This window comes from Bifidobacterium moraviense (assembly GCF_012932365.1).
Taxonomy (GTDB): domain Bacteria; phylum Actinomycetota; class Actinomycetes; order Actinomycetales; family Bifidobacteriaceae; genus Bifidobacterium; species Bifidobacterium moraviense.
The window spans coordinates 170,339-189,469 of the sequence record NZ_JAAIIH010000001.1 but is presented as its reverse complement, the minus strand read 5'-3'; the positions used below and the strand labels follow the sequence as shown (position 1 = coordinate 189,469).

Annotated in this window: 15 protein-coding genes, 2 tRNA genes and 1 riboswitch; of the genes, 8 read left to right on the top strand and 9 right to left on the bottom strand. The window is 65.6% G+C overall.

The genetic code is table 11. The annotated features are described in order from the left end of the window. Window positions 1-305: 305 nt before the first annotated feature. Window positions 306-1,868, bottom strand: a complete 1,563-nt coding sequence (guaA, locus tag G1C96_RS00860; RefSeq protein WP_169274758.1) for a glutamine-hydrolyzing GMP synthase — start codon at window positions 1,866-1,868, stop codon at window positions 306-308. 446 nt (window positions 1,869-2,314) lie between these two features. Between guaA and G1C96_RS00855 the strand changes: the two genes are divergently transcribed. The 3 genes from G1C96_RS00855 (at window position 2,315) to G1C96_RS00845 (ending at window position 8,216) form a co-directional block, all read left to right on the top strand. Then, a complete protein-coding gene (locus G1C96_RS00855; RefSeq protein WP_169274757.1) occupies window positions 2,315-4,786 on the top strand; it encodes a phosphoketolase in 2,472 nt (823 codons plus the stop codon). A 250-nt stretch (window positions 4,787-5,036) separates the two neighbouring features. After that, the gene (pta, locus tag G1C96_RS00850) at window positions 5,037-6,707 is read left to right on the top strand and encodes a phosphate acetyltransferase (RefSeq protein WP_169274756.1); all 1,671 of its coding nucleotides are present in this window, start codon (window positions 5,037-5,039) and stop codon (window positions 6,705-6,707) included. Between the two features lie 267 nt (window positions 6,708-6,974). Beyond that, window positions 6,975-8,216 (top strand): acetate/propionate family kinase, encoded by a 1,242-nt coding sequence (locus G1C96_RS00845; protein WP_169274755.1) that lies wholly within the window; start codon window positions 6,975-6,977, stop codon window positions 8,214-8,216. 120 nt (window positions 8,217-8,336) lie between these two features. On the opposite strand, the gene hisN is transcribed toward G1C96_RS00845, so the two are convergent. Then, window positions 8,337-9,164: a histidinol-phosphatase gene (hisN, locus tag G1C96_RS00840; protein WP_169274754.1), complete on the bottom strand. Its 828-nt coding sequence runs from the start codon at window positions 9,162-9,164 to the stop codon at window positions 8,337-8,339. 101 nt (window positions 9,165-9,265) lie between these two features. Next, complete coding sequence (aroA, locus tag G1C96_RS00835; RefSeq protein ID WP_169274753.1) at window positions 9,266-10,615, bottom strand: 3-phosphoshikimate 1-carboxyvinyltransferase; 1,350 nt, start codon at window positions 10,613-10,615, stop codon at window positions 9,266-9,268. Between the two features lie 63 nt (window positions 10,616-10,678). Here aroA and G1C96_RS00830 point away from each other — a divergent pair, with 63 nt between their 5' ends. Further along, a complete protein-coding gene (locus G1C96_RS00830; RefSeq protein WP_205831982.1) occupies window positions 10,679-11,488 on the top strand; it encodes a TSUP family transporter in 810 nt (269 codons plus the stop codon). 58 nt (window positions 11,489-11,546) lie between these two features. Here the strand turns inward: G1C96_RS00830 and G1C96_RS10180 are convergent, their stop codons facing one another. The 3 genes from G1C96_RS10180 to G1C96_RS00815 all read right to left on the bottom strand — a co-directional run bounded on the left by G1C96_RS10180 (window position 11,547) and on the right by G1C96_RS00815 (window position 14,364). Beyond that, the gene (locus G1C96_RS10180; protein ID WP_240945036.1) at window positions 11,547-12,824 is read right to left on the bottom strand and encodes an ABC transporter permease; all 1,278 of its coding nucleotides are present in this window, start codon (window positions 12,822-12,824) and stop codon (window positions 11,547-11,549) included. A 133-nt stretch (window positions 12,825-12,957) separates the two neighbouring features. Next, on the bottom strand, window positions 12,958-13,923 hold the full coding sequence (locus G1C96_RS00820) for an L-lactate dehydrogenase (protein ID WP_169274752.1): 966 nt from the start codon (window positions 13,921-13,923) through the stop codon (window positions 12,958-12,960). 126 nt (window positions 13,924-14,049) lie between these two features. Continuing rightward, window positions 14,050-14,364: a DMT family transporter gene (locus G1C96_RS00815; RefSeq protein WP_169274751.1), complete on the bottom strand. Its 315-nt coding sequence runs from the start codon at window positions 14,362-14,364 to the stop codon at window positions 14,050-14,052. A 19-nt stretch (window positions 14,365-14,383) separates the two neighbouring features. Next, a riboswitch (guanidine-III (ykkC-III) riboswitch) is annotated at window positions 14,384-14,446 on the bottom strand. A 154-nt stretch (window positions 14,447-14,600) separates the two neighbouring features. Between G1C96_RS00815 and G1C96_RS00810 the strand changes: the two genes are divergently transcribed. Beyond that, window positions 14,601-14,691: transfer RNA gene (locus G1C96_RS00810), tRNA-Leu, on the top strand. A 264-nt stretch (window positions 14,692-14,955) separates the two neighbouring features. Here the strand turns inward: G1C96_RS00810 and G1C96_RS00805 are convergent. Continuing rightward, complete coding sequence (locus G1C96_RS00805) at window positions 14,956-15,177, bottom strand: hypothetical protein (protein WP_169274750.1); 222 nt, start codon at window positions 15,175-15,177, stop codon at window positions 14,956-14,958. Between the two features lie 155 nt (window positions 15,178-15,332). On the opposite strand from G1C96_RS00805, the gene G1C96_RS00800 reads away from it, so the two are divergent. The 3 genes from G1C96_RS00800 (at window position 15,333) to G1C96_RS00790 (ending at window position 16,282) form a co-directional block, all read left to right on the top strand. After that, the gene (locus G1C96_RS00800; RefSeq protein ID WP_169274749.1) at window positions 15,333-15,722 is read left to right on the top strand and encodes a DUF1304 domain-containing protein; all 390 of its coding nucleotides are present in this window, start codon (window positions 15,333-15,335) and stop codon (window positions 15,720-15,722) included. Window positions 15,723-15,820: 98 nt separating this feature from the next. Continuing rightward, window positions 15,821-15,894 (top strand) — tRNA-Pro (locus G1C96_RS00795). A gap of 82 nt (window positions 15,895-15,976) precedes the next feature. Then, entirely contained in the window at window positions 15,977-16,282 is a 306-nt protein-coding gene (locus G1C96_RS00790) for a hypothetical protein (RefSeq protein WP_169274748.1), read from the top strand. A 185-nt stretch (window positions 16,283-16,467) separates the two neighbouring features. On the opposite strand, the gene G1C96_RS00785 is transcribed toward G1C96_RS00790, so the two are convergent. Together G1C96_RS00785 and G1C96_RS00780 are read right to left on the bottom strand one after the other, a co-directional pair. Then, window positions 16,468-17,487 (bottom strand): lipocalin family protein, encoded by a 1,020-nt coding sequence (locus G1C96_RS00785; protein ID WP_169274747.1) that lies wholly within the window; start codon window positions 17,485-17,487, stop codon window positions 16,468-16,470. 51 nt (window positions 17,488-17,538) lie between these two features. Next, the gene (locus tag G1C96_RS00780; RefSeq protein WP_169274746.1) at window positions 17,539-18,951 is read right to left on the bottom strand and encodes a DHA2 family efflux MFS transporter permease subunit; all 1,413 of its coding nucleotides are present in this window, start codon (window positions 18,949-18,951) and stop codon (window positions 17,539-17,541) included. Window positions 18,952-19,131: the final 180 nt, after the last annotated feature.

Sequence of the window (19,131 nt, the reverse complement as noted above, 5' to 3'; positions counted from 1 at the left end):
GACATTCCATCAACACTTCCCGCGGAGGGATCGAATAACGTGTGTGTCCTCAAGGCGCACCGAGGGAAGACGTACAAAGGTACGTCGACCGAGGAGAGGACACTCCGTTATTCGATCACGGAGTGAAATTCGCCGATGCGTGCGACTTCAAGGCGCACCAAAGGAAGCGGTACGAGGGTACCGCGACTGAGGAGCTGCACTCCGTGCAGCCTTCGCGGCCTTGGCGGCCGCTCACCTCGCCTACGGGGAGCCCACCGGGCTCCCCGCTTCACGGCTCAGCGCAGAAGGCGCTCCATCGGCGGATTTCACTCCCATTCGATGGTTGCCGGAGGCTTGGAAGTGCAGTCCAGCACCACGCGGTTGATCTGGCGGCATTCGTTGGTGATGCGGGTGGAGATGGCGGCGAGAACGTCGTAGGGGACGCGGGACCAGTCGGCGGTCATGGCGTCTTCGGAGGAGACGGGGCGCAGAACGATGGGCGAGCCGTAGGTGCGCTCGTCGCCCTGGACGCCGACGGAGTGGACGTCGGCGAGGAGCACGACGGGGCACTGCCAGATGTCGCGGTCGAGGCCGGCCTTGGTGAGTTCTTCGCGGGCGATGGCGTCGGCTTCGCGGAGGACGTCGAGGCGTTCCTTGGTGATCTCGCCGACGATGCGGATGCCGAGGCCGGGGCCGGGGAACGGCTGGCGCCAGACGATCTCGTCGGGAAGGCCGAGCTCGATGCCGATGGCGCGGACCTCGTCCTTGAAGAGGGTGCGCAGGGGCTCGATGAGCTGGAACTTGATGTCCTTGGGCAGGCCGCCGACGTTGTGGTGGCTCTTGATGTTGGCCGCGCCGTCGCCGCCGCCGGATTCGACGACGTCCGGGTAGAGGGTGCCCTGCACGAGGAACTTGACTTCCTTGCCGCGGGCGCCGGCCTCCTCGAGAACCTGACGCTGGGCCTTTTCGAAGGTGCGGATGAACTTCTCGCCGATGATCTTGCGCTTGCGTTCGGGCTCGGAGACGCCCTTGAGGGCGTCGAGGAAGTCGTCGGCGGCGTCGACGGTGATGAGGCGGATGCCGGTGGCCTGAACGAAGTCGTGCTTGACCTGCTCGACCTCGCCCTTCCTGAGGAGACCGTGGTCGACGAAGACGCAGGTGAGCTGGTCGCCGATGGCCTTGTGGACGAGGGCGGCCGCGACGGCGGAGTCGACGCCGCCGGACAGGCCGCAGATGACCTCGGCGTCGCCGACCTGTTCGCGGATCTTGGCGACCTGGTCCTCGATGATGCCCGCGGAGTCCCAGTCGTTGGGCAGGCCTGCGCACTGGTGGAGGAAGTTCTCGATGAGGTTCTGGCCGAGCGGGGTGTGCTTGACCTCGGGGTGCCACTGGACGCCGTACAGCTTGCGCGATTCGTCCTGCATGGCGGCGACGGGGGCGCCTTCGGTGTGGGCGAGGATCTCGAAGCCGGCGGGGGCGGTCTTGACGGCGACGCCGTGGCTCATCCACGTGTTCTGTTCGGCCGGAGAGCCTTCGAGGATGCCTTCGGCGTGGTCGATGGCGGTCTCGGTCTTGCCGTATTCGCCGAGGGCGGCCTTGTCGACGTCGGCGCCGAGGGCGTAGGCCATGGCCTGGAAGCCGTAGCAGATGCCGAGCACGGGGACGCCGGCTTCGAAGAGCCTGGGGTCGACGCGCGGGGCGCCGGGTTCGAAGACGGAGGCGGGGCCGCCGGAGAGGATGATCGCCTTGGGGTCCTTGGCGAGGATCTGGTCGACCGGCATGGAGTGCGGCACGAGTTCGGAATAGACGTGGGCCTCGCGCACCCTGCGGGCGATGAGCTGCGCGTACTGCGCACCGAAATCGACGACGAGAACGGGTCCTGTTGCCATGATCTCCCTTACGTTGCTTTGGCTGGCGGCGGGCGGGCCGATCCGTCCGCCCGAATAGGTCGATTATGACCGTGCAATCAGACAAGTGCCGGCGTCCCGCGTGAAAACGCACAACACGCCGAAGATCAGATGTTTCACCATCGAACCGTTTCGACAACGTAGCTGGGAGCGCTAACAGTCCAAAACCGGCCATTTTCCAACGTTTTCAAGTTCCCCTACCACTCGGAGAAGGTAAATGCAAGGCAAACGGTGGCAAACTTTACCTCCGATGAAAACGAACAAAACGTAACATCCTGCAACAATACCGGCCAACAAGTCGCGCGTTTCCCCTACCATGAATCCTGACTGGACGTGGGAAGACCGCGGATTCAACAGAGCCTGCGGCGCTTCCATGGCCACATGGAAATAATCAATCGCACGTAACGTGCAGGAGTACAGGAGTACACATGACGAATCCTGTTATTGGCACCCCTTGGAAGAAGCTGAACGCTCCGGTTTCCGAGGAAGCTCTCGAAGGCGTCGACAAGTACTGGCGCGCCGCGAACTACCTGTCGATCGGCCAGATCTACCTCCGCAGCAACCCGCTGATGAAGGAGCCCTTCACCCGTGAGGACGTCAAGCACCGTCTCGTCGGTCACTGGGGCACCACCCCGGGCCTGAACTTCCTCATCGGCCACATCAACCGTCTCATCGCCGACCACGGCCAGAACACCGTGTTCATCATGGGCCCGGGCCACGGCGGCCCCGCCGGCACCTCCCAGTCCTACCTGGACGGCACCTACACCGAGTACTTCCCGAACATCACCAAGGACGAGGCTGGCCTGCAGAAGTTCTTCCGCCAGTTCTCCTACCCGGGCGGCATCCCGTCCCACTACGCCCCGGAGACCCCGGGCTCCATCCACGAGGGCGGCGAGCTGGGCTACGCCCTGTCCCACGCCTACGGCGCCGTGATGAACAACCCGAGCCTGTTCGTGCCCTGCATCGTCGGCGACGGCGAGGCCGAGACCGGCCCGCTGGCCACCGGCTGGCAGTCCAACAAGCTCGTGAACCCGCGCACCGACGGCATCGTGCTGCCGATCCTGCACCTCAACGGCTACAAGATCGCCAACCCGACCATCCTGTCCCGCATCTCCGACGAGGAGCTCCACGAGTTCTTCCACGGCATGGGCTACGAGCCGTACGAGTTCGTCGCCGGCTTCGACGATGAGGACCACATGTCCATCCACCGTCGCTTCGCCGACCTGTTCGAGACCGTCTTCGACGAGATCTGCGACATCAAGGCCACCGCGCAGACCGACGACGTGCACCGTCCGTTCTACCCGATGATCATCTTCCGCACCCCGAAGGGCTGGACCTGCCCGAAGTACATCGACGGCAAGAAGACCGAGGGCTCCTGGCGTTCCCACCAGGTGCCGCTGGCCTCCGCCCGCGACACCGAGGCCCACTTCGAGGTCCTCAAGGGCTGGCTGGAGTCCTACAAGCCGGAGGAGCTGTTCGACGAGAACGGCGCCGTGAAGCCGGAAGTCACCGCCTTCATGCCGAAGGGCGAGCTGCGCATCGGCGAGAACCCGAACGCCAACGGCGGTCGCCTGCTCAAGGAGCTCGACCTCCCGGACATCCGCGACTACGAGGTGGACATCAAGGGCCACGGCCACGGCTGGGGCGCCACCGAGGCCACCCGCGTGCTCGGTTACTACACCCGTGACATCATCCGCAAGAACCCGACCGACTTCCGCATCTTCGGACCGGACGAGACCGCTTCCAACCGTCTTGCCGCCGCCTACGAGGTGACCAACAAGCAGTGGGACGCCGGCTACCTGTCCGAGCTCACCGATGAGCACATGGCCGTCACCGGCCAGGTCGTCGAGCAGCTTTCCGAGCACCAGATGGAAGGCTTCCTCGAGGGCTACCTGCTCACCGGCCGCCACGGCATCTGGAGCACCTACGAGTCCTTCGCCCACGTGATCGACTCCATGATCAACCAGCACGCCAAGTGGCTCGAGGCCACCGTCCGCGAGATCCCGTGGCGCAAGCCGATCGCCGGCCTGAACGTCCTGATCTCCTCCCACGTGTGGCGCCAGGACCACAACGGCTTCTCGCACCAGGACCCGGGCTTCGTTGACATCCTGCTCAACAAGAACTTCAACAACGACCACGTCGTGAACATCTACTTCCCGGCCGACGCCAACTCCCTGCTGACCGTCGCCGAGCGTTGCTACAAGTCCAAGAACTGCATCAACGCCATCTTCTCCGGCAAGCAGCCGGCCGCCACGTACCAGACCCTGGACGAGGCCGCCGCCGAGCTCGAGAAGGGCGCCGCCCGCTGGGATTGGGCCTCCAACGCGAAGAACGCCGAGGACGCCGACATCGTCATCGCCTCCTGCGGTGACGTTCCGACCATGGAGGCTCTGGCCGCCAACGACAAGCTGCAGAAGATGGGCCTCAAGGTCCAGTTCGTCAACGTCGTTGACCTGCTGAAGATCCAGGACGCCGAGGAGAACGACCAGGCCCTGTCCGACGAGGAGTTCACCGAGCTCTTCTCCGCCGACAAGCCGGTCCTGTTCGCCTTCCACGCGTACCCGGGCTCCATCTACCGCCTGATCCACGGCCGTCCGAACCACGACAACTTCCGCGTCCACGGCTACAAGGAGCAGGGCTCCACGACCACGCCGTTCGACATGGTCCGCGTCAACGACATGGATCGCTACTGCCTGACCGCCTCCGCGCTTGAGATCATCGACGCCGCCAAGTACGCCGACGAGATCAAGAAGCTGAACGACTTCCGTCTGGAAGCCTTCCAGTTCGCGGTCGACAACGGCTACGATCACCCGGACTACACCGACTGGGTGTGGCCGGAGGTCAAGGGCGAGGACGTCGCCATCGACGCCACCGCCGCCACCGGCGGCGACAACGAGTGAGCTCGCTGATCGCCTGATCGTCTGACCGATCGACACGAGGCCCCGGATCCGTCCGGGGCCTCGTCGTATCTCCGTCGCGTTTCCGGGCGGCCCCCCCTCGGGCCCCGCGGCGAACTGTGCGCTACATCACAGTTACGGTTGCGGCAACATATTGCAAAACCGGACGCTCCCCCGCATTCCATCGTTACAATGTGCAATAGATGTGAACAAGGCAGTCACGTCATTGAACAGATAGGAACAGGAGAGACCCGTGAGTCTTACCAGTGTCACCATCATCAGCCCCGAAGCCGCCAACGGCCGCAACGTCGTCGCCCTTGGCGTCGTCAACGCGCTCGCCACCGCGAAGAAGACCGGCGTGTTCCGTCCGGCCGTGTGCAAGAAGGACACCTTCACCGACGTGCTCGTGGATGCGGCCAACGCCGGTCTGACCCGTGAGCAGTCCGTGGGCGTGTGTCCCAAGCGCGCCCGTGAGGACAAGGCCGGCGCCCGCGCCGACATCGTCGCCGCCTACCACGAGGCCGTCGCCGCCTCCGGCGCCGAGGCCATGGTCATCGTCGGCACCGACAAGTCCGCCGTGAACGACCCGGCCGCCTTCGCCTTCAACGCCGACGTGGCCGCCGATCTGGCCTCCCCCGTGTTCCTGGCCGTGTGCACCATCGACCGCACCCCCGAGCAGCTGGCCGCCACCGTCAAGGCCGCCACCGCCTCCGTGGAGGCCGCCGGCACCAAGGTCCTCGGCGTGTTCGTGACCGGCGCCGAGGACGAGCAGGTCGCCCCCGACAAGGAGGCCCTGTCCGAGGCCGGCGTCCCGGTGTGGGTGCTGCCGAAGGTCGACGTGACCGCCGAGGGCGGTGCCGAGGCCGCCGCCGAGGCATTCGTGGAGAACGTGCCGGCCGAGGAGGTGCTCAACGCCCTCGACGCCGACTTCGTCGCCCCCGTCACCCCCTACGCGTTCCAGTACAGCCTGCTGGGCAAGGCCAAGGCCGACAAGAAGACCATCGTCCTGCCCGAAGGCGAGGAGGACCGCATCATCAAGGCGGCCGACTACCTGCTGGCCCGCGACATCGTGAACCTGATCATCGTCGGCAAGAAGGACGAGATCCTGGCCCGCGGCAAGGAGCTCGGTCTCGAGAACCTCGACAAGGCCACCTTCCAGGCCAAGGACGACGAGGAGGTCCTCGCCCCGATGGTCGCCAAGCTGTGCGAGCTGCGCGCCAAGAAGGGCATGACCGAGGAGCAGGCCCGCAAGCAGCTGACCGACTCCTCCTACTTCGGCACCATGCTCGTGGTGCTCGGCAAGGCCGACGGTCTGGTCTCCGGCTCCATCAACTCCACCGCCAACACCGTGCGCCCGGCCCTGCAGGTCATCAAGACCAAGCCCGGCCAGAAGCTCGTGTCCGGCGCGTTCCTGATGTGCTTCAAGGACCACGTGGCCGTGTTCGCCGACTGCGCCATCAACCTCAACCCGAACGCCGAGCAGCTCGCCGAGATCGCCATCCAGTCCGCCGAGACCGCCAAGGCCTTCGGCATCGACCCGAAGGTCGGCATGCTCTCCTACTCCACCCTCGGCTCCGGCAAGGGCCCGGATGTGGATCTGGTCGAGGAGGCCACCTCCATCGTCAAGGAGAAGGACCCCGAGCTGGCCGTCGTCGGCTCCATCCAGTTCGACGCCGCCTGGTCCCCCACCGTCGCCGCCACCAAGGCCAAGGGCAACGACGTGGCCGGCCACGTCAACGTGTTCGTGTTCCCGGACCTGTGCGCCGGCAACATCGGCTACAAGGCCGTGCAGCGCTCCTCCGGCGCCGTGGCCGTGGGCCCGGTGCTCCAGGGCCTCAACAAGCCGGTGAACGATCTGTCCCGCGGCGCCCTCGTCCAGGACATCATCAACACCGTCGCGCTGACCGCCATCGAAGCCCAGTGATTCGGCTCCGATAACCACCTTCCGCGATGGGAGGACGGACGCTGCGCCAGACACGCTCAAGGCCGCTCGGCCAAGCCTACGGTCTGGCGCAGCGTCCGTCCTCCCATCGCTCCTTGACAGCGAGAAATCGCGAACCGTCGCGCCCGTCCGCGGACAGTCAGCGCGGCGGTGGACTCCTGAGCGCAAAATATCAAAGCGCAAGAGTACGTTAGAGATTGACATGATGCCGTGTCACGCGGCGCCACACAACACATGGAGGAAGCCCAAATGGCGAAAACCGTCCTTGTCATCAATTCCGGCTCCAGCTCGATCAAGTACCAGCTGGTGGACCTCGAGTCCGGCGAAGGCCTGGCCTCCGGCCTCGTCGAGAAGATCGGCGAGCCGATCGACGGTCACTACAAGCACGAGTACAACGGCGAGAAGCACGAGCTGACCGAGCCGATCCACGACCACGAGCAGGGCCTCAAGCGCGTCCTCGGCTTCTTCAAGGAGTTCGGCCCGAACCTGGACGAGGCCGGCATCGTGGCCGTCGGCCACCGCGTGGTGCAGGGCGGCTCCATCTTCCCGCAGCCGGCGCTGGTCAACGCCAAGACCATCGGCCAGGTCAAGGACCTCGCCGTGCTCGCCCCGCTGCACAACGGTCCGGAGGCCAAGGGCGCCGAGGTCATGACCGCCCTGCTGCCCGACGTGCCGCAGATCTTCGTCTTCGACTCCTCCTTCTTCTTCCAGCTGCCGAAGGAGGCCAGCACCTACGCGCTGAACAAGCAGATCGCCGACCAGTACCACATCCGCCGCTACGGCGCCCACGGCACCTCCCACGAGTTCGTCGGCTCCGTCGTCCCGGAGCTCATCGGCAAGCCGGCCGAGGGCCTCAAGCAGATCGTCCTGCACATCGGCAACGGCGCCTCCGCCTCCGCCCAGATCTCCGGCAAGCCCGTCGACACTTCCATGGGCCTCACCCCGCTCGAGGGTCTGGTCATGGGCGGCCGCACCGGCGACATCGACCCGGCCGTCGTGTTCCACCTGATCCGCAACGCCCACATGAACGTGGACGAGCTGGACACCCTGTTCAACAAGAAGTCCGGCCTCGCCGGCATGACCGGCTACGGCGACATGCGCGAGGTCCACCGTCTGGTGGCCGAGGGCAACGAGGACGCCAAGCTGGCTCTGCAGGTGTACGTCCACCGCATCGTCGGCTACATCGGCAACTACACCGCCCAGATGGGCGGCGTGGACGTGATCACGTTCACCGCCGGCGTCGGCGAGAACGACGACATCGTGCGCAAGATGGTGTGCGACAAGCTCGCCCCGTTCGGCGTCAAGATCGACGAGGAGAAGAATGCCACCCGCTCCAAGGAGCCGCGCATCATCTCCACCCCGGATTCCTCCGTGATCATCGCGATCTACCCGACCAACGAGGAGCTGGCCATCGCCCGCAAGTCCGCCGCCATCGCCGTGGCCGGCAAGGACTCCTACGGCAACGTGGTCGAGCCCGTCGACGAGGCCTGATCCCCGCGCATACCGCACGCGGATAGCCCGTAACGGATAGCGAAATCCCCGGTTCGTTCATCGCGGACCGGGGATTTTCGCATCGTGCGGCGGTGCAGTATCGTGCAGTGCCGTGCGGCTCTACAGCGCCTTGAGGATCGCCTCGTGCAGCAGGCCGTTGCTGGCCAGCGCGCAGCCGCCCCACGGACCGGGGTTGCCGTCCAGATCGGTGAAGCGGCCGCCCGCCTCGGTGACGATCGGCACCAGCGCCGCCATGTCGTACAGATCGAGCTCCGGCTCGGCCGCCGCGTCGACGGCTCCCTGCGCCACCAGCATGTAGCTCCAGAAGTCGCCGAACCCGCGCAGACGCCACATGGAGTCCGTCAGCGCGATCAGCTCGTCGCGGTCGCCGCGGTCTCGCCATCCGGTGAGCGACGACATGCTCATCGAGGCGTCCTCCACCTTGGCGACGTGCGAGACGTGGATGCGCGTCGCCTCCTCGGGACCGCGGCCCATGTAGGCGCCGCCGTCCTTCAGTGCGAACCAGCGCGTGTGCAGCCACGGCGCGGACACCACGCCCACCACCAGATCGTCGCCCTCCTGCAGACCGATCAGCGTGGCCCACACCGGCACGCCGCGCACGTAGTTCTTGGTGCCGTCGATCGGGTCGATGATCCAGCGGCGGCCGGTGGATTCGGCGCGGCCCAGCTCCTCGCCGTAGATCGCGTCGTCCGGGCGCTCCTCGGCGAGGATGTCGCGGATGGCGCGTTCGGTGGCGCGATCGGCGTCGCTCACCGGCGTGTTGTCCGGCTTGGTTTCGACGTGCAGGTCCAGCGCGCCGAATCGGGCGGTGGTGACGGCGTCGGCCGCGTCGGCGAGCCGCAGCGTCAGCAGCAGGTCGTCCAGATGGGGGTTTCCGGCCAGCTCCTGCGCATAGGAGCGGGTCTCGTACAGGGTGTGTGCGCTCATGGCAGATCCTTCTTCCGATGTTGTGTGTGATGTGGCGCCCGATGGCGCGTTCGATTGGCTTTCGCCCGTCCTGCGACGTGGGTTCGCGGCGTGACCGGCGTTCAGCGAGCCAGCAGCGTCGACCACATGCCGGTGAAATCGGGCAGCGTCTTGCGCGTGGTGGCGACGTTCCGCACGCGTACGCCGGAGATGCGCAGACCCAGCATGGCGGCGAACGTGGCCATGCGGTGATCGGCGTAGGTCTCCATGTCGGCGCCGTGCAGACGTTCCGCGGGCACCGGTTCGATGCGCAGACCGTCCGGCAGTTCGTCGGCCACGCCGCCCACGCGGCGGATCTCGGTGACGAGTGCCCGCAGACGGTCGGTCTCGTGTCCGCGCAGATGCCCGATGCCGGTCATGGAGGTCGGCGCGTCGGCGAACACCAGCACCGCGGCCAGGGACGGGGCGATCTCGCCGGCCGCGGTCAGATCGAAGTCTCCCAGCCCGCGCACGGAACCGTCGGACGTCACCGTGCAGTAGCGCACGCCGTCCTCCTCGTCGAACGTCACCGTCGCCCCCATGCGCTCGAGGTATCCGGGCAGCAGTCCGCCGGGCTGCGTGGTCTCCACCGGCCAATGCGGCACGCGCACCGTGCCCCCGGCGATCAGCGCCGCGCCCAGGAACGGCGCCGCGTTCGACAGGTCGGGCTCCACCACCACGCGCGACGGCAGCTGCACGTCGCCGTGCGGCACGTGCCAGCGGCGCGCGGCCTCGTCGGCCTCGGCGTGCACGCCGGACGCGACGAGATCGGCCACGGTCATGCGGATGTGCGGCAGACTCGGGGTCTTCTCCCCCGTATGGCGCAGGTCGAGGCCGTGCGGCAGACGCGCACCCGCCAACAGCAGCCCGGAGATGAACTGCGAGGACGCGGAGGAGTCGATGGACACCTGAGGTCCCGCGGCTTCGAGGTCCTCGGGCGGCGTGATCGTGAACGGCAGGTGACCCTCCTGCCCGTGGTACTCCACGCGGGCGCCGAGCTGCTCGAGACCGTCGAGCACCGGCTTCATCGGACGGGCGTAGGCCTGCTCGTCGCCGTTGAAGCGCACGGGACCGTCCGCGAACAGCGCGAGGCCCGGCACGAACCGCATCACCGTTCCGGCCAGGCCGCAGTAGACGTCCACGTCGCCGCGGAAGCGTCCGGAGGCCGGAGGCGTCACCGTCACCGTGGTGGGCGTGTCCGGGTCGGCGTCGCACCGCACGCCGAGCGCGGCAAGCGCGCCCATCATGAGGTCGGTGTCGCGCGAGCGCAGCAGACCCACCAGCGTGACGGGGGTCTTGCCGAGCGCGGCAAGCAGCAGATAGCGGTTCGACAGGGACTTGCTGCCGGGAATGGTCACCGTGGCGTTCAGTGGACCGCCGGCGAGCGGGGCGTCCCACAGGTCCTCGGCGGTGGCGTTGCTCGTAATGGTCATACCTGCATCGTAGCGTCGCGCCGTGTCCGGGCGGCGCGGCGTTCTCCATGCCGGACGCGTAACATGCCGGCCGTACCCTGGTTCGGCATGGATTGGAGCACACTTCCCTCGCTGTGGTCGACGCTGGCCGTCGTCTGTCCGCTCGTGTTGGTCGGCGGCATGGTGGATGCCGTGGCGGGAGGCGGCGGACTGATCACGCTGCCTTCGTATCTGATCGCGGGGGTGCCCGCGCATCTGGCGATCGCCACCAACCAGCTGTCCGCGGCGATCGGATCCACCGCCTCCACGGTGAGGCTGTGGCGCAACGGGTTCGCGAACGCGAGGCTGGCCGTGCCCGCCGCGCTGTTCGGCTTCCTGGGGAGCGTGGGCGGTGCGCGCATCGCGCTGCTGGTGCCGGACGCGATCTTCCGCGACGTGCTGATCGTGCTGCTGCCGATCGTCGCCGCGGTGGTGCTGCGCCGCAAGTCGCTCGCCGCGAAGGAGCGCCCAATGCCCAGGGGACGCCGGTGGGCGCTCGTGGCCGCGTGCTCGCTGGCGTGCGGCCTGTACAACGGCTTCTACGGTCCCGGCTCAGGCACATTCACGCTGCTGGCGTTCACCGCCGTGGCGGGCATGGCGCTGGGCGACGCGTCGGGCGACATGAAGATCTGGAACCTGAGCGCCAACGTCGCCTCGGTCGTCACGTTCGCGCTGCACGGGCAGATGTGGTGGCTCGTCGGCGCGGTCGCCGGCGCGTTCGGCATGGTGGGGCACTACATCGGCGCGGGCATGGTGATCCGGGACGGCACGAGGATCGTGCGACCGGTGATCGTGGGCGTGCTGGCGATGCTGTTCGTGCGTACGGGACTGGAGCTGGCGGGAGTGATCGCCTGATCGTCCACGTCGTGGCCGCGGACGCCCGCGCCTGCGACGACGACAATGGCCACGACGGCTACCGGTCGGACGCGAGACGGGACTCCAGGGACGTGACCTTGCCCGCCGTCGCGGCCTCGCGCACGGATCCGGCGTGCAGCTGCGCGTAGACGAGCTGCGCGGCGACTCGGTCCGCCTCGATGGCGGCGATCTGCCGTGCGAACACGATGAACCAGCCGAGGAATATCAGCCCGGACAGCGCCTCGACGTTGGTGAGCGTGCTGCCGCCCCGCATCCAGACCAGGCTGGCCACGGAGCACAGCGCCACCCCCAGATCGCCAATCAGGAAAGTGGCCCTGCTCAGCTGCGGCGCCAGCCACGGCAGGATGGCGAGCAGCACCGTCATGATGACCGGCAGTCCGCGCGCGAAGAAGTCGTGCAGCTGCGGATGCGGCGTGTAGCGGAACGAGCCGATGCCGATGAAGAACACGCCCGCGAGCGTGAGCAGCCCCATGAGCACACCCGTGCGCAGGGCGAAGTGACTCAGCTCCCCCGTCGCCCGGTCGCTTCTCGAAAGTCGCCCGGCGGCGGGCGCATCCGCGACGGCGCTCCCCCGCTTCGTTCCCCGCCCCGTTGCCGAGACGCCGTCTTCCCCGGCGTCGCCGAGCTCCGCCGCGTCCACGTGCTCGCGCTGCCAACGCACGCGCAGCCGCTGCGTGGTGATGAGCTCGGACACGGCGAAGTAGCTCACGATGATGACGCAGACGCCGGCGAGGATCAGCGTCGAGTTGAACATGCGGGCGGCGAACGTGGTGCGGTCGCCCAGCTGGGAGAAGTTGTTGTTGTACCAGTACGGGTCGTCGGTGGTGAGACCCGCGGTGGTGACGCCGGAGAGCACGAAGAACGGCAGCAGCGACGCGATGGTCTTGGCGTTCATGAGATCGGCCTGAACGAACGTGAAATAGCCCACCACGCCGGCGAATCCCGCGGTGATCCACGGCAGATAGAAGATGAACGATCCCATCATGGAGCTGATGACGCCCATGATCGCGAAGTCGCACAGGAAGATCGTCGACGCGTACACCACGGACAGCGCGAGGATCTCGATCGCGCGCCGCACCGGCACCAGCCAGCCGTGGTCCAAATTCCACGAACGCGAATGCCTCGCGTAGCCGATGGCGAACGACACCACGCCGCACGCCGTGACCATGCCGGCGGACACGGTGAACAGTCGCCGGGACACCTGCCAGATCGCGGGTGCGTACTCCACGTACAGCTTCATCGCGATGGCGCACACCACCGAGCAGATCAGGAAGGAGATGAGACCGGAGGTCTCCGCCCGTTGATGCCGTCCCATGATGCCTTCCCTTCCTCGCCGTCCGGACGCCGGTCCGCCGCATGCGACGCATGTCGAACCGGTTCGCACCCCGATTCTATATCCCCGACCCTGAACTCCTCCCCGCTTCCCGTCACCGGGGCCGGATCCGTCCCTACAGACGGTCCGCGATCATCGCGCAGTGCTCGCGCACCACGCGCGCCGACGCATGGAACCGGGCAAGCTCCTCGTCCGTCAGATGCAGGTCCACGAAGTCGCCCACGCCGCTCGCATCCAGCGCGACGGGCAGGCTGAGAAACACGTCATGCTCGTCGTACTCGTATTCGCCGTCGATGAGCGTGGAGACCGGCAGTACGCGGCGCTCGTTCCACAGGATCGTGCGCGTGATCCCCGCCACGGTGGCGGCGATGCCCTGGCTGGTGCCGCCGCGCAGCCGCTTGATCGTCATGCCGCGCTCCCGCGTGCGCTCCTCGATGCCTTCCAGCGTGACGCCCTCGTAGCGGTCGCGGTTGTCCTCAAGGTACTGCGTGAAGCTCTTGCCGATGAACGAGACCGTGGACCACGGCACGAACTGCGACTCGCCGTGCTCGCCGATCACGTAGCCGGACACCATGCGCGGGTCGAGCCGCGTGATCTCGCCGATGATCGCCTTCAGCCGGGCCGTGTCGAGCGCCGCGCCGGAGCCGATCACCTGAGCGCGCGGCAGGCCGGTGCGCTTCCACGCGAACCAGCTGAGCACATCGACAGGATTGGACACCATGATGAGGATGCCATCGAACCCGGAATCCCTGATCTCGGCGAGGATCGGATCGACGATGTCGATGGCGGCGCCGAGCTCCTGGAACCGCGTCTCGCCGGGCTTGGGCTTGGGCCCGGCGGTGACGATGACCACGTCCGCGTCGCGACAGTCGGACCAGTCGCCGCGGCGAACGGAGACGAAGCGGCCGATGAACTCGGTGCCGTCCATGAGATCCATCGCAAGGCCGGTCGCCTTGTCGGGATGATGGTTGATGAGCACCAGCTCGTCGCACAGCCCCTGCAGCACGATCGCATCGGCGACCGCAGCCCCCACGCTGCCCGTGCCGACGACGACCACGCGACTCCTGTTCGAAGTGACCATGGCGTTCCTTCCCTCCACTCCGCTGCGCGACGCGCGTCCCGCGTGCGCGACTCCGCCGCACACCATACACGCGTTTCCCCCGTCACTCCCGGAATAGTCCGAACCGAATCGATGAGGCGCAAGGATTCAGCGGACAAACCTGAGACCGATGACACAGGCCACCAATCCCGCAACGAGCAGCACGCGCGCGCATGAGATGGGCTCCTCGCCGCTCGCCATGCCGTATGCCGCGGTGATGGCCGCACCGATGCCCACCCAGACCGCATAGGACGTGCCGACGGGGAGATGCCGCATCGCATAGCCGAGCCCGCCCATGCTGGCCACCAGTCCAAGAACGAACACCACCGTGGGCACAAGACGGGAGAACCCTGCCGAACGGTCGAGCGCAATGGCCCAGACGGACTCGCAAATGCCGGAAACAATCAGAACGAACCATGCCATGACCCGCTGCTCCTCGTTGTACGGCAAGTCTTGTCGAGCCGGGTACTTGTCCATCGTCCGGGAGCCGACGACGTGGCTCTGCCATCAGGGTAGCACGGAGCGACACATGGGAACAGCATCGTCGGACCATCCTCAAACCGCGTCGCGGACCGCTTCGGAGCGCCACGGAGTGTCGCGATTTGACGGGCCTGCGCATGATCGATAAAGTACCTACCCGTTGCCCAGCAACGGCACCTGTCCGGGTGGCGGAATGGTAGACGCGCTAGCTTGAGGTGCTAGTGCCTATTTTATACAGGCGTGTGAGTTCAAGTCTCATCCCGGACACCACGAAGGCCCTGTGCGGATCGGATCGACGATCGGTGCAGGGCCTTTCACGTCTCGTTCGGCTCCTGAGCCAGCCTAGGGCGGCGAATTTCGGCGGCAGACGGCAGGTCACGCCGGAACCGGCGACCGCCGCGCGGATATTGTCGATTCGTGTGGTGGTTTCAGGCATCCTGCCGCGATAGCACTGGCGTCATTCCGGCCGTATTGCAAGGCTGCTATCAGGCTGGTCGCCGTCTGACCACCACACGAATCGACAATACCGACCGGTCAGTCGGTTTCGATTCCTTCTTCGGCCCCTTCCTCGGGACCGACCTCAAGCTCATCCTCGCCCTCCTCGGCGTCCTCCCGCTCCCAATGCAGGTAGATGGCCGCGACGACGGCCCAGCTGGCGGCCGTCAGCACGCTCGAAAGCACGACGACCTTGTTCTTGCGCTGTGCGACATTGACGGCGGCATTGATCGCGTTAATTGCCGCCGTGATCATGGCCATGGTGGAAATCTTCGGCATTGTCATGGCACCCAGTATAGATGCCGTCCGTTGTGCCTTCGGCGGACATGCGTCGTGTTCCGATCATCCATGCCCTATCGTGAGCGTGCCGGGCACGGAGTCCGTGCCCATGGCCTCGAACAGGAAAGGAAATCCCCATGCTCATTGCCGCCTGCACGTTCGCCATCCTCGCCGGCCTGCTGCACGTGCTGATCTTCGTGCTCGAATCGTTCCGTTGGACGGACCCCAAGACGATGCACATCTTCTCCATCCCGTCCGCGCAGGAAGCCGAGGCGACCAAGGAAATGGCCTACAACCAGGGGTTCTACAACCTGTTCCTCGGTCTCATGGCTCTAACGGGTGCCGTGCTGGCTCCGCTTGGGCATACGGTCGTCGGCGTGACGCTAATGACGGCCGGCACCGGTTCGATGACCGCCGCCGCCCTGGTGCTGTTCGCCGGCAGTCCCGACAAGCGCACCGCCGCCGCCAAGCAGTTCGTCTTCCCCGCACTGACGCTGTTGGCTCTGTTTGCGTCTGCACTGATCTGAACCATGAGCCAACCTGTCCGTTCTGCCTCGTCCGAGCCGGTCATGCGTTATACTGGCTGATTGTGCCTCCGACACGCGATTGCGCAGCACGAGGCGCACGGGCCATAGCGCAGCTTGGTAGCGCGCCTGCTTTGGGAGCAGGATGTCGCGGGTTCGAATCCCGCTGGCCCGACCCGAAATCCCTGCTCTGACTGGGATGCAAGCTTCATCTTTTTCGGTTGCGGCTCCAGTAACAAAACTCCAGTGTTACTGGGATGGCCGAATCCCCTAGCATTTGGATATTCCCCGCAGCGACCACCCTCGCCGCCGGCATCGTCGCCCTTGTCGCGCCCGCGCTTGTGCAGGCGTTCAAGAAGTACATCCCCGCCGACTACGTGGGCCTGACCAGTCTCGGCGTGAGCATCCTGCTCGACGTCATCGCCATCGCCGCAACCAACGGCTTCCACGGCTACGGATGGGGCATCGTCCTCACCGGCGTCATCGGCGTCGCACAAGCCGTCTACACCTTGGTAAACCAGGCGTTCGGCGGCAAGCTCAGCAAAGACAGTGAAACTAAATAAAAACAAGGAGTCAAGCCCGTCTCGTGTTGTGCGCGAGACGGGCTTAACTTGTGCGAGAGCCCCCGAAAGGCTATTCCGTGCCCATTCCGAATCCCTTGTTCACCGGCCCGTTGGGCTGTGGCTTTCTTCGGCGGGTTGGCGGAATCGGCCCGACGCCGGTGATTTCGGAGGATGGGCCGGTGTTGTCAGTTCCATCCTCCGACGAGTTCGAGACAGCAGTGGCCCGTCACCGAGTGTCCTCGGTAGGTGCCGACCACTTGGCTTGCGCCTTCGTATTTGCGCCCTGAGGGGTTCGGCGAAGCGATTTCCTGTTCGTCCATGATGGATGTGACGGTGAGTTTCGCTTCCCATTCGGGGATGGAGATGGTCCATCCGGTCGGGTATTTCATGCCGGTCACAGGACTTTCCCACACATTGAAGGAGTCGTCGACCATCGGATCCACGCCGGCGGAAGATTGGGTGCCGTCCTCGTGCAGGACGCTGGCCCAGCAATGTTCGCTGCCGGTGGCCAGTTCGGTTACACCCCATAGGCTGATCACGTCGGGATCGTTGTCGAAGCAGAGGTTCATCCACAGCCATTTGCAGTTGTAGCCGTCCTTGAGGCTTCTGCCTTTGGGCATGCCGGCGAACTGACGGTCCATCCATACCATTCCCTCCACCTCGTGGCGCTGGCCGTCGAGAGTGATGACGCCTTTGGCGGCCATGTGCGGGAACGAGTATTGGTAGTTGGCCACTCCGGCGATCTGGAAGTAGCCGGTACCGAGACTGTAGAGTGGGTATCCGGTGCCGTGCAGGTCGAGGTAGATGGATCCGTCCGGCATGGCCGATGCGATGCGCATGTTGTCGAGGTCGCCTTCGATGACGTCCTTGTCGGTGTGGATGTGCAGTCCCTGGCCTGCGACCTGTCCTCGTCTGACCTTGTAAAAGCGGTCTTCGTGACGGTAGATGCGTCCGGTCTCATCGGTGATGGACAGTACGCTGTTGATCATGCGCACCGGCAGGTATTTGGAGAGCTGCAGGACGCTGACGTGGTACATGAAGTCAAGGGTGTGGCCGCCCGTCTCGAAATGACCGACCCAGAACCATGAGTTGCCGGCTTTGTCGGTGCGTATGAATGTGTCTTGGATGGGATCCACCAGCGGTTCGGTGCCGTGGTGGAAGGTGCGGATGTTGTGGGTCAGCGAGTTGTTCGTGGTGTTCATCATGTCTCGTTTCGTTTTGGTTCCGTGTTGTCTGTTGATGCGTTGTCGTTTCGGTCACTGTCCGACGAGAGTCCGTTTCGTCGTGCCTCGGTGCGTTCGAGTCGCCAGAAGTGCCGTGATGAGGGCGGCCGCGAGGATGACCGCGATGGCGGCGAATGCCAGCGTCGAGCCGAGTATGGATTGCGCGTGTCCGGTGGCGGTGGGCGCGAGGGTGGTGGACAGCGCGGAGATGGATACGATGAGGGCTGTGCCCATCGAGGAGGCGATCTGTCCGACGGTGTTGGTCACGCTTTGCGCGTGTCCGATGTTTTCGTTGTCGAGCGCGTTGATGCCCCAGGTGTTCACCGGGGTCATGGCGAACATGAGTCCCGTGTAGAGCACGGTGTAGGCGCATGCCGTGAGGATGACCGAGGCGTCCGCGCCGAGCAGAGCCATGAGCACGCCGCCGATGGTCATGACCGTCAGACCGGGCAGGGCGACCTTGCGGATGCCGTATTTGTCGAACATGCGGCCCGAGACGATGCCGCAGCATGCGCCGATGAGGGCGCCGGGAAGCATGGCGAGCCCGCTGGCGGTGGCGGATGCGCCGAGCACGGTCTGGATGAACATCGGCACCATGACGTTGCATCCCATGAGGGCCGCCTGCATGCATGCCACGATGATCACCGAATGCGCGTAGGTGCGGTTGTCGAGGATGCCGACGCGCAGCATCGGTTCCTTCGCCTTGAGCTGTCGGCGTACGAACACGGCGACGAGCAACACGCCGACGACGATCAGCGAGACGGTGAGCATCATGTTGCCGGTGGACGTGAACGTGGACAGTCCGTACAGCAGGCATGCCAGGCCGACCGAGGAGAGCAGCACGGAGACGGGGTCGAACGCGCCCGGCTGGAATCCGTCGAAGTTGCGCAGGTAGACGGCGGCCAATGCGATGACGATCAGCGAGACTGCCGCCATGATGACGAACAGCGTGCGCCAGCCGAACGAGTCGATGATCACGCCGGAGATGGACGGGCCGAGCGCCGGGGCGAAGCCGACGACCAGTCCGGTGATGCCCATCGCCGTTCCTCGGCTTTCCTTGGGGAACACGAGCAGGATCACCGCGGTGACCATCGGCATGATGGCGCCGGTGCACAGGGCCTGCAACACACGGCCGACCATGAGCAGGGGGAAGGTCGGTGCGAACGCGGCGACGAGACTGCCGGCCGCGAACAATGAGATGCAGCCGATGAACAGCCTGCGGGTGGAGAAGCGTCCCATGAGGAACGCGGCGAGCGGGATGACCATCGCCTCGACCAGCGAATAGCCACTGGACAGCCACTGCACGGTGGTGGAGTCCACCCCGAGGTCCTTCATGATGGACGGCAACGCCGGCGTGACCACCGACATGTTGAGCACGGCCAGCAACGTGCCCATGAGCAGCACGATGACCATGATCCATTGTTTCCTGTTGATGCCAAGTTTCACAATAACACTCCGATAAACAATAGTTGTTGATTATTCAACGAGCATCAATTATCATCGAAACGCAACGGACGGCAACCACCGATATGCGACATTCCTCGCTTATGCGACGATTTGCCCGAATCGTCGCATAACACTCGGCTTATGGTCGGCGAGGGAATGACGCCACCGGCAAATGAACAG

Excerpts from the sequence above, each read along its gene's own strand:
- guaA (WP_169274758.1), bottom strand. The coding sequence starts at position 1,868 with ATGGCAACAGGACCCGTTCTCGTCGTCGATTTCGGTGCGCAGTACGCG.
- G1C96_RS00855 (WP_169274757.1), top strand. The coding sequence starts at position 2,315 with ATGACGAATCCTGTTATTGGCACCCCTTGGAAGAAGCTGAACGCTCCG.
- G1C96_RS00845 (WP_169274755.1), top strand. The coding sequence starts at position 6,975 with ATGGCGAAAACCGTCCTTGTCATCAATTCCGGCTCCAGCTCGATCAAG.
- hisN (WP_169274754.1), bottom strand. The coding sequence starts at position 9,164 with ATGAGCGCACACACCCTGTACGAGACCCGCTCCTATGCGCAGGAGCTG.
- aroA (WP_169274753.1), bottom strand. The coding sequence starts at position 10,615 with ATGACCATTACGAGCAACGCCACCGCCGAGGACCTGTGGGACGCCCCG.
- G1C96_RS00830 (WP_205831982.1), top strand. The coding sequence starts at position 10,679 with ATGCCGGCCGTACCCTGGTTCGGCATGGATTGGAGCACACTTCCCTCG.
- G1C96_RS10180 (WP_240945036.1), bottom strand. The coding sequence starts at position 12,824 with ATGGGACGGCATCAACGGGCGGAGACCTCCGGTCTCATCTCCTTCCTG.
- G1C96_RS00820 (WP_169274752.1), bottom strand. The coding sequence starts at position 13,923 with ATGGTCACTTCGAACAGGAGTCGCGTGGTCGTCGTCGGCACGGGCAGC.
- G1C96_RS00815 (WP_169274751.1), bottom strand. The coding sequence starts at position 14,364 with ATGGCATGGTTCGTTCTGATTGTTTCCGGCATTTGCGAGTCCGTCTGG.
- G1C96_RS00805 (WP_169274750.1), bottom strand. The coding sequence starts at position 15,177 with ATGGCCATGATCACGGCGGCAATTAACGCGATCAATGCCGCCGTCAAT.
- G1C96_RS00800 (WP_169274749.1), top strand. The coding sequence starts at position 15,333 with ATGCTCATTGCCGCCTGCACGTTCGCCATCCTCGCCGGCCTGCTGCAC.
- G1C96_RS00790 (WP_169274748.1), top strand. The coding sequence starts at position 15,977 with ATGGCCGAATCCCCTAGCATTTGGATATTCCCCGCAGCGACCACCCTC.
- G1C96_RS00785 (WP_169274747.1), bottom strand. The coding sequence starts at position 17,487 with ATGATGAACACCACGAACAACTCGCTGACCCACAACATCCGCACCTTC.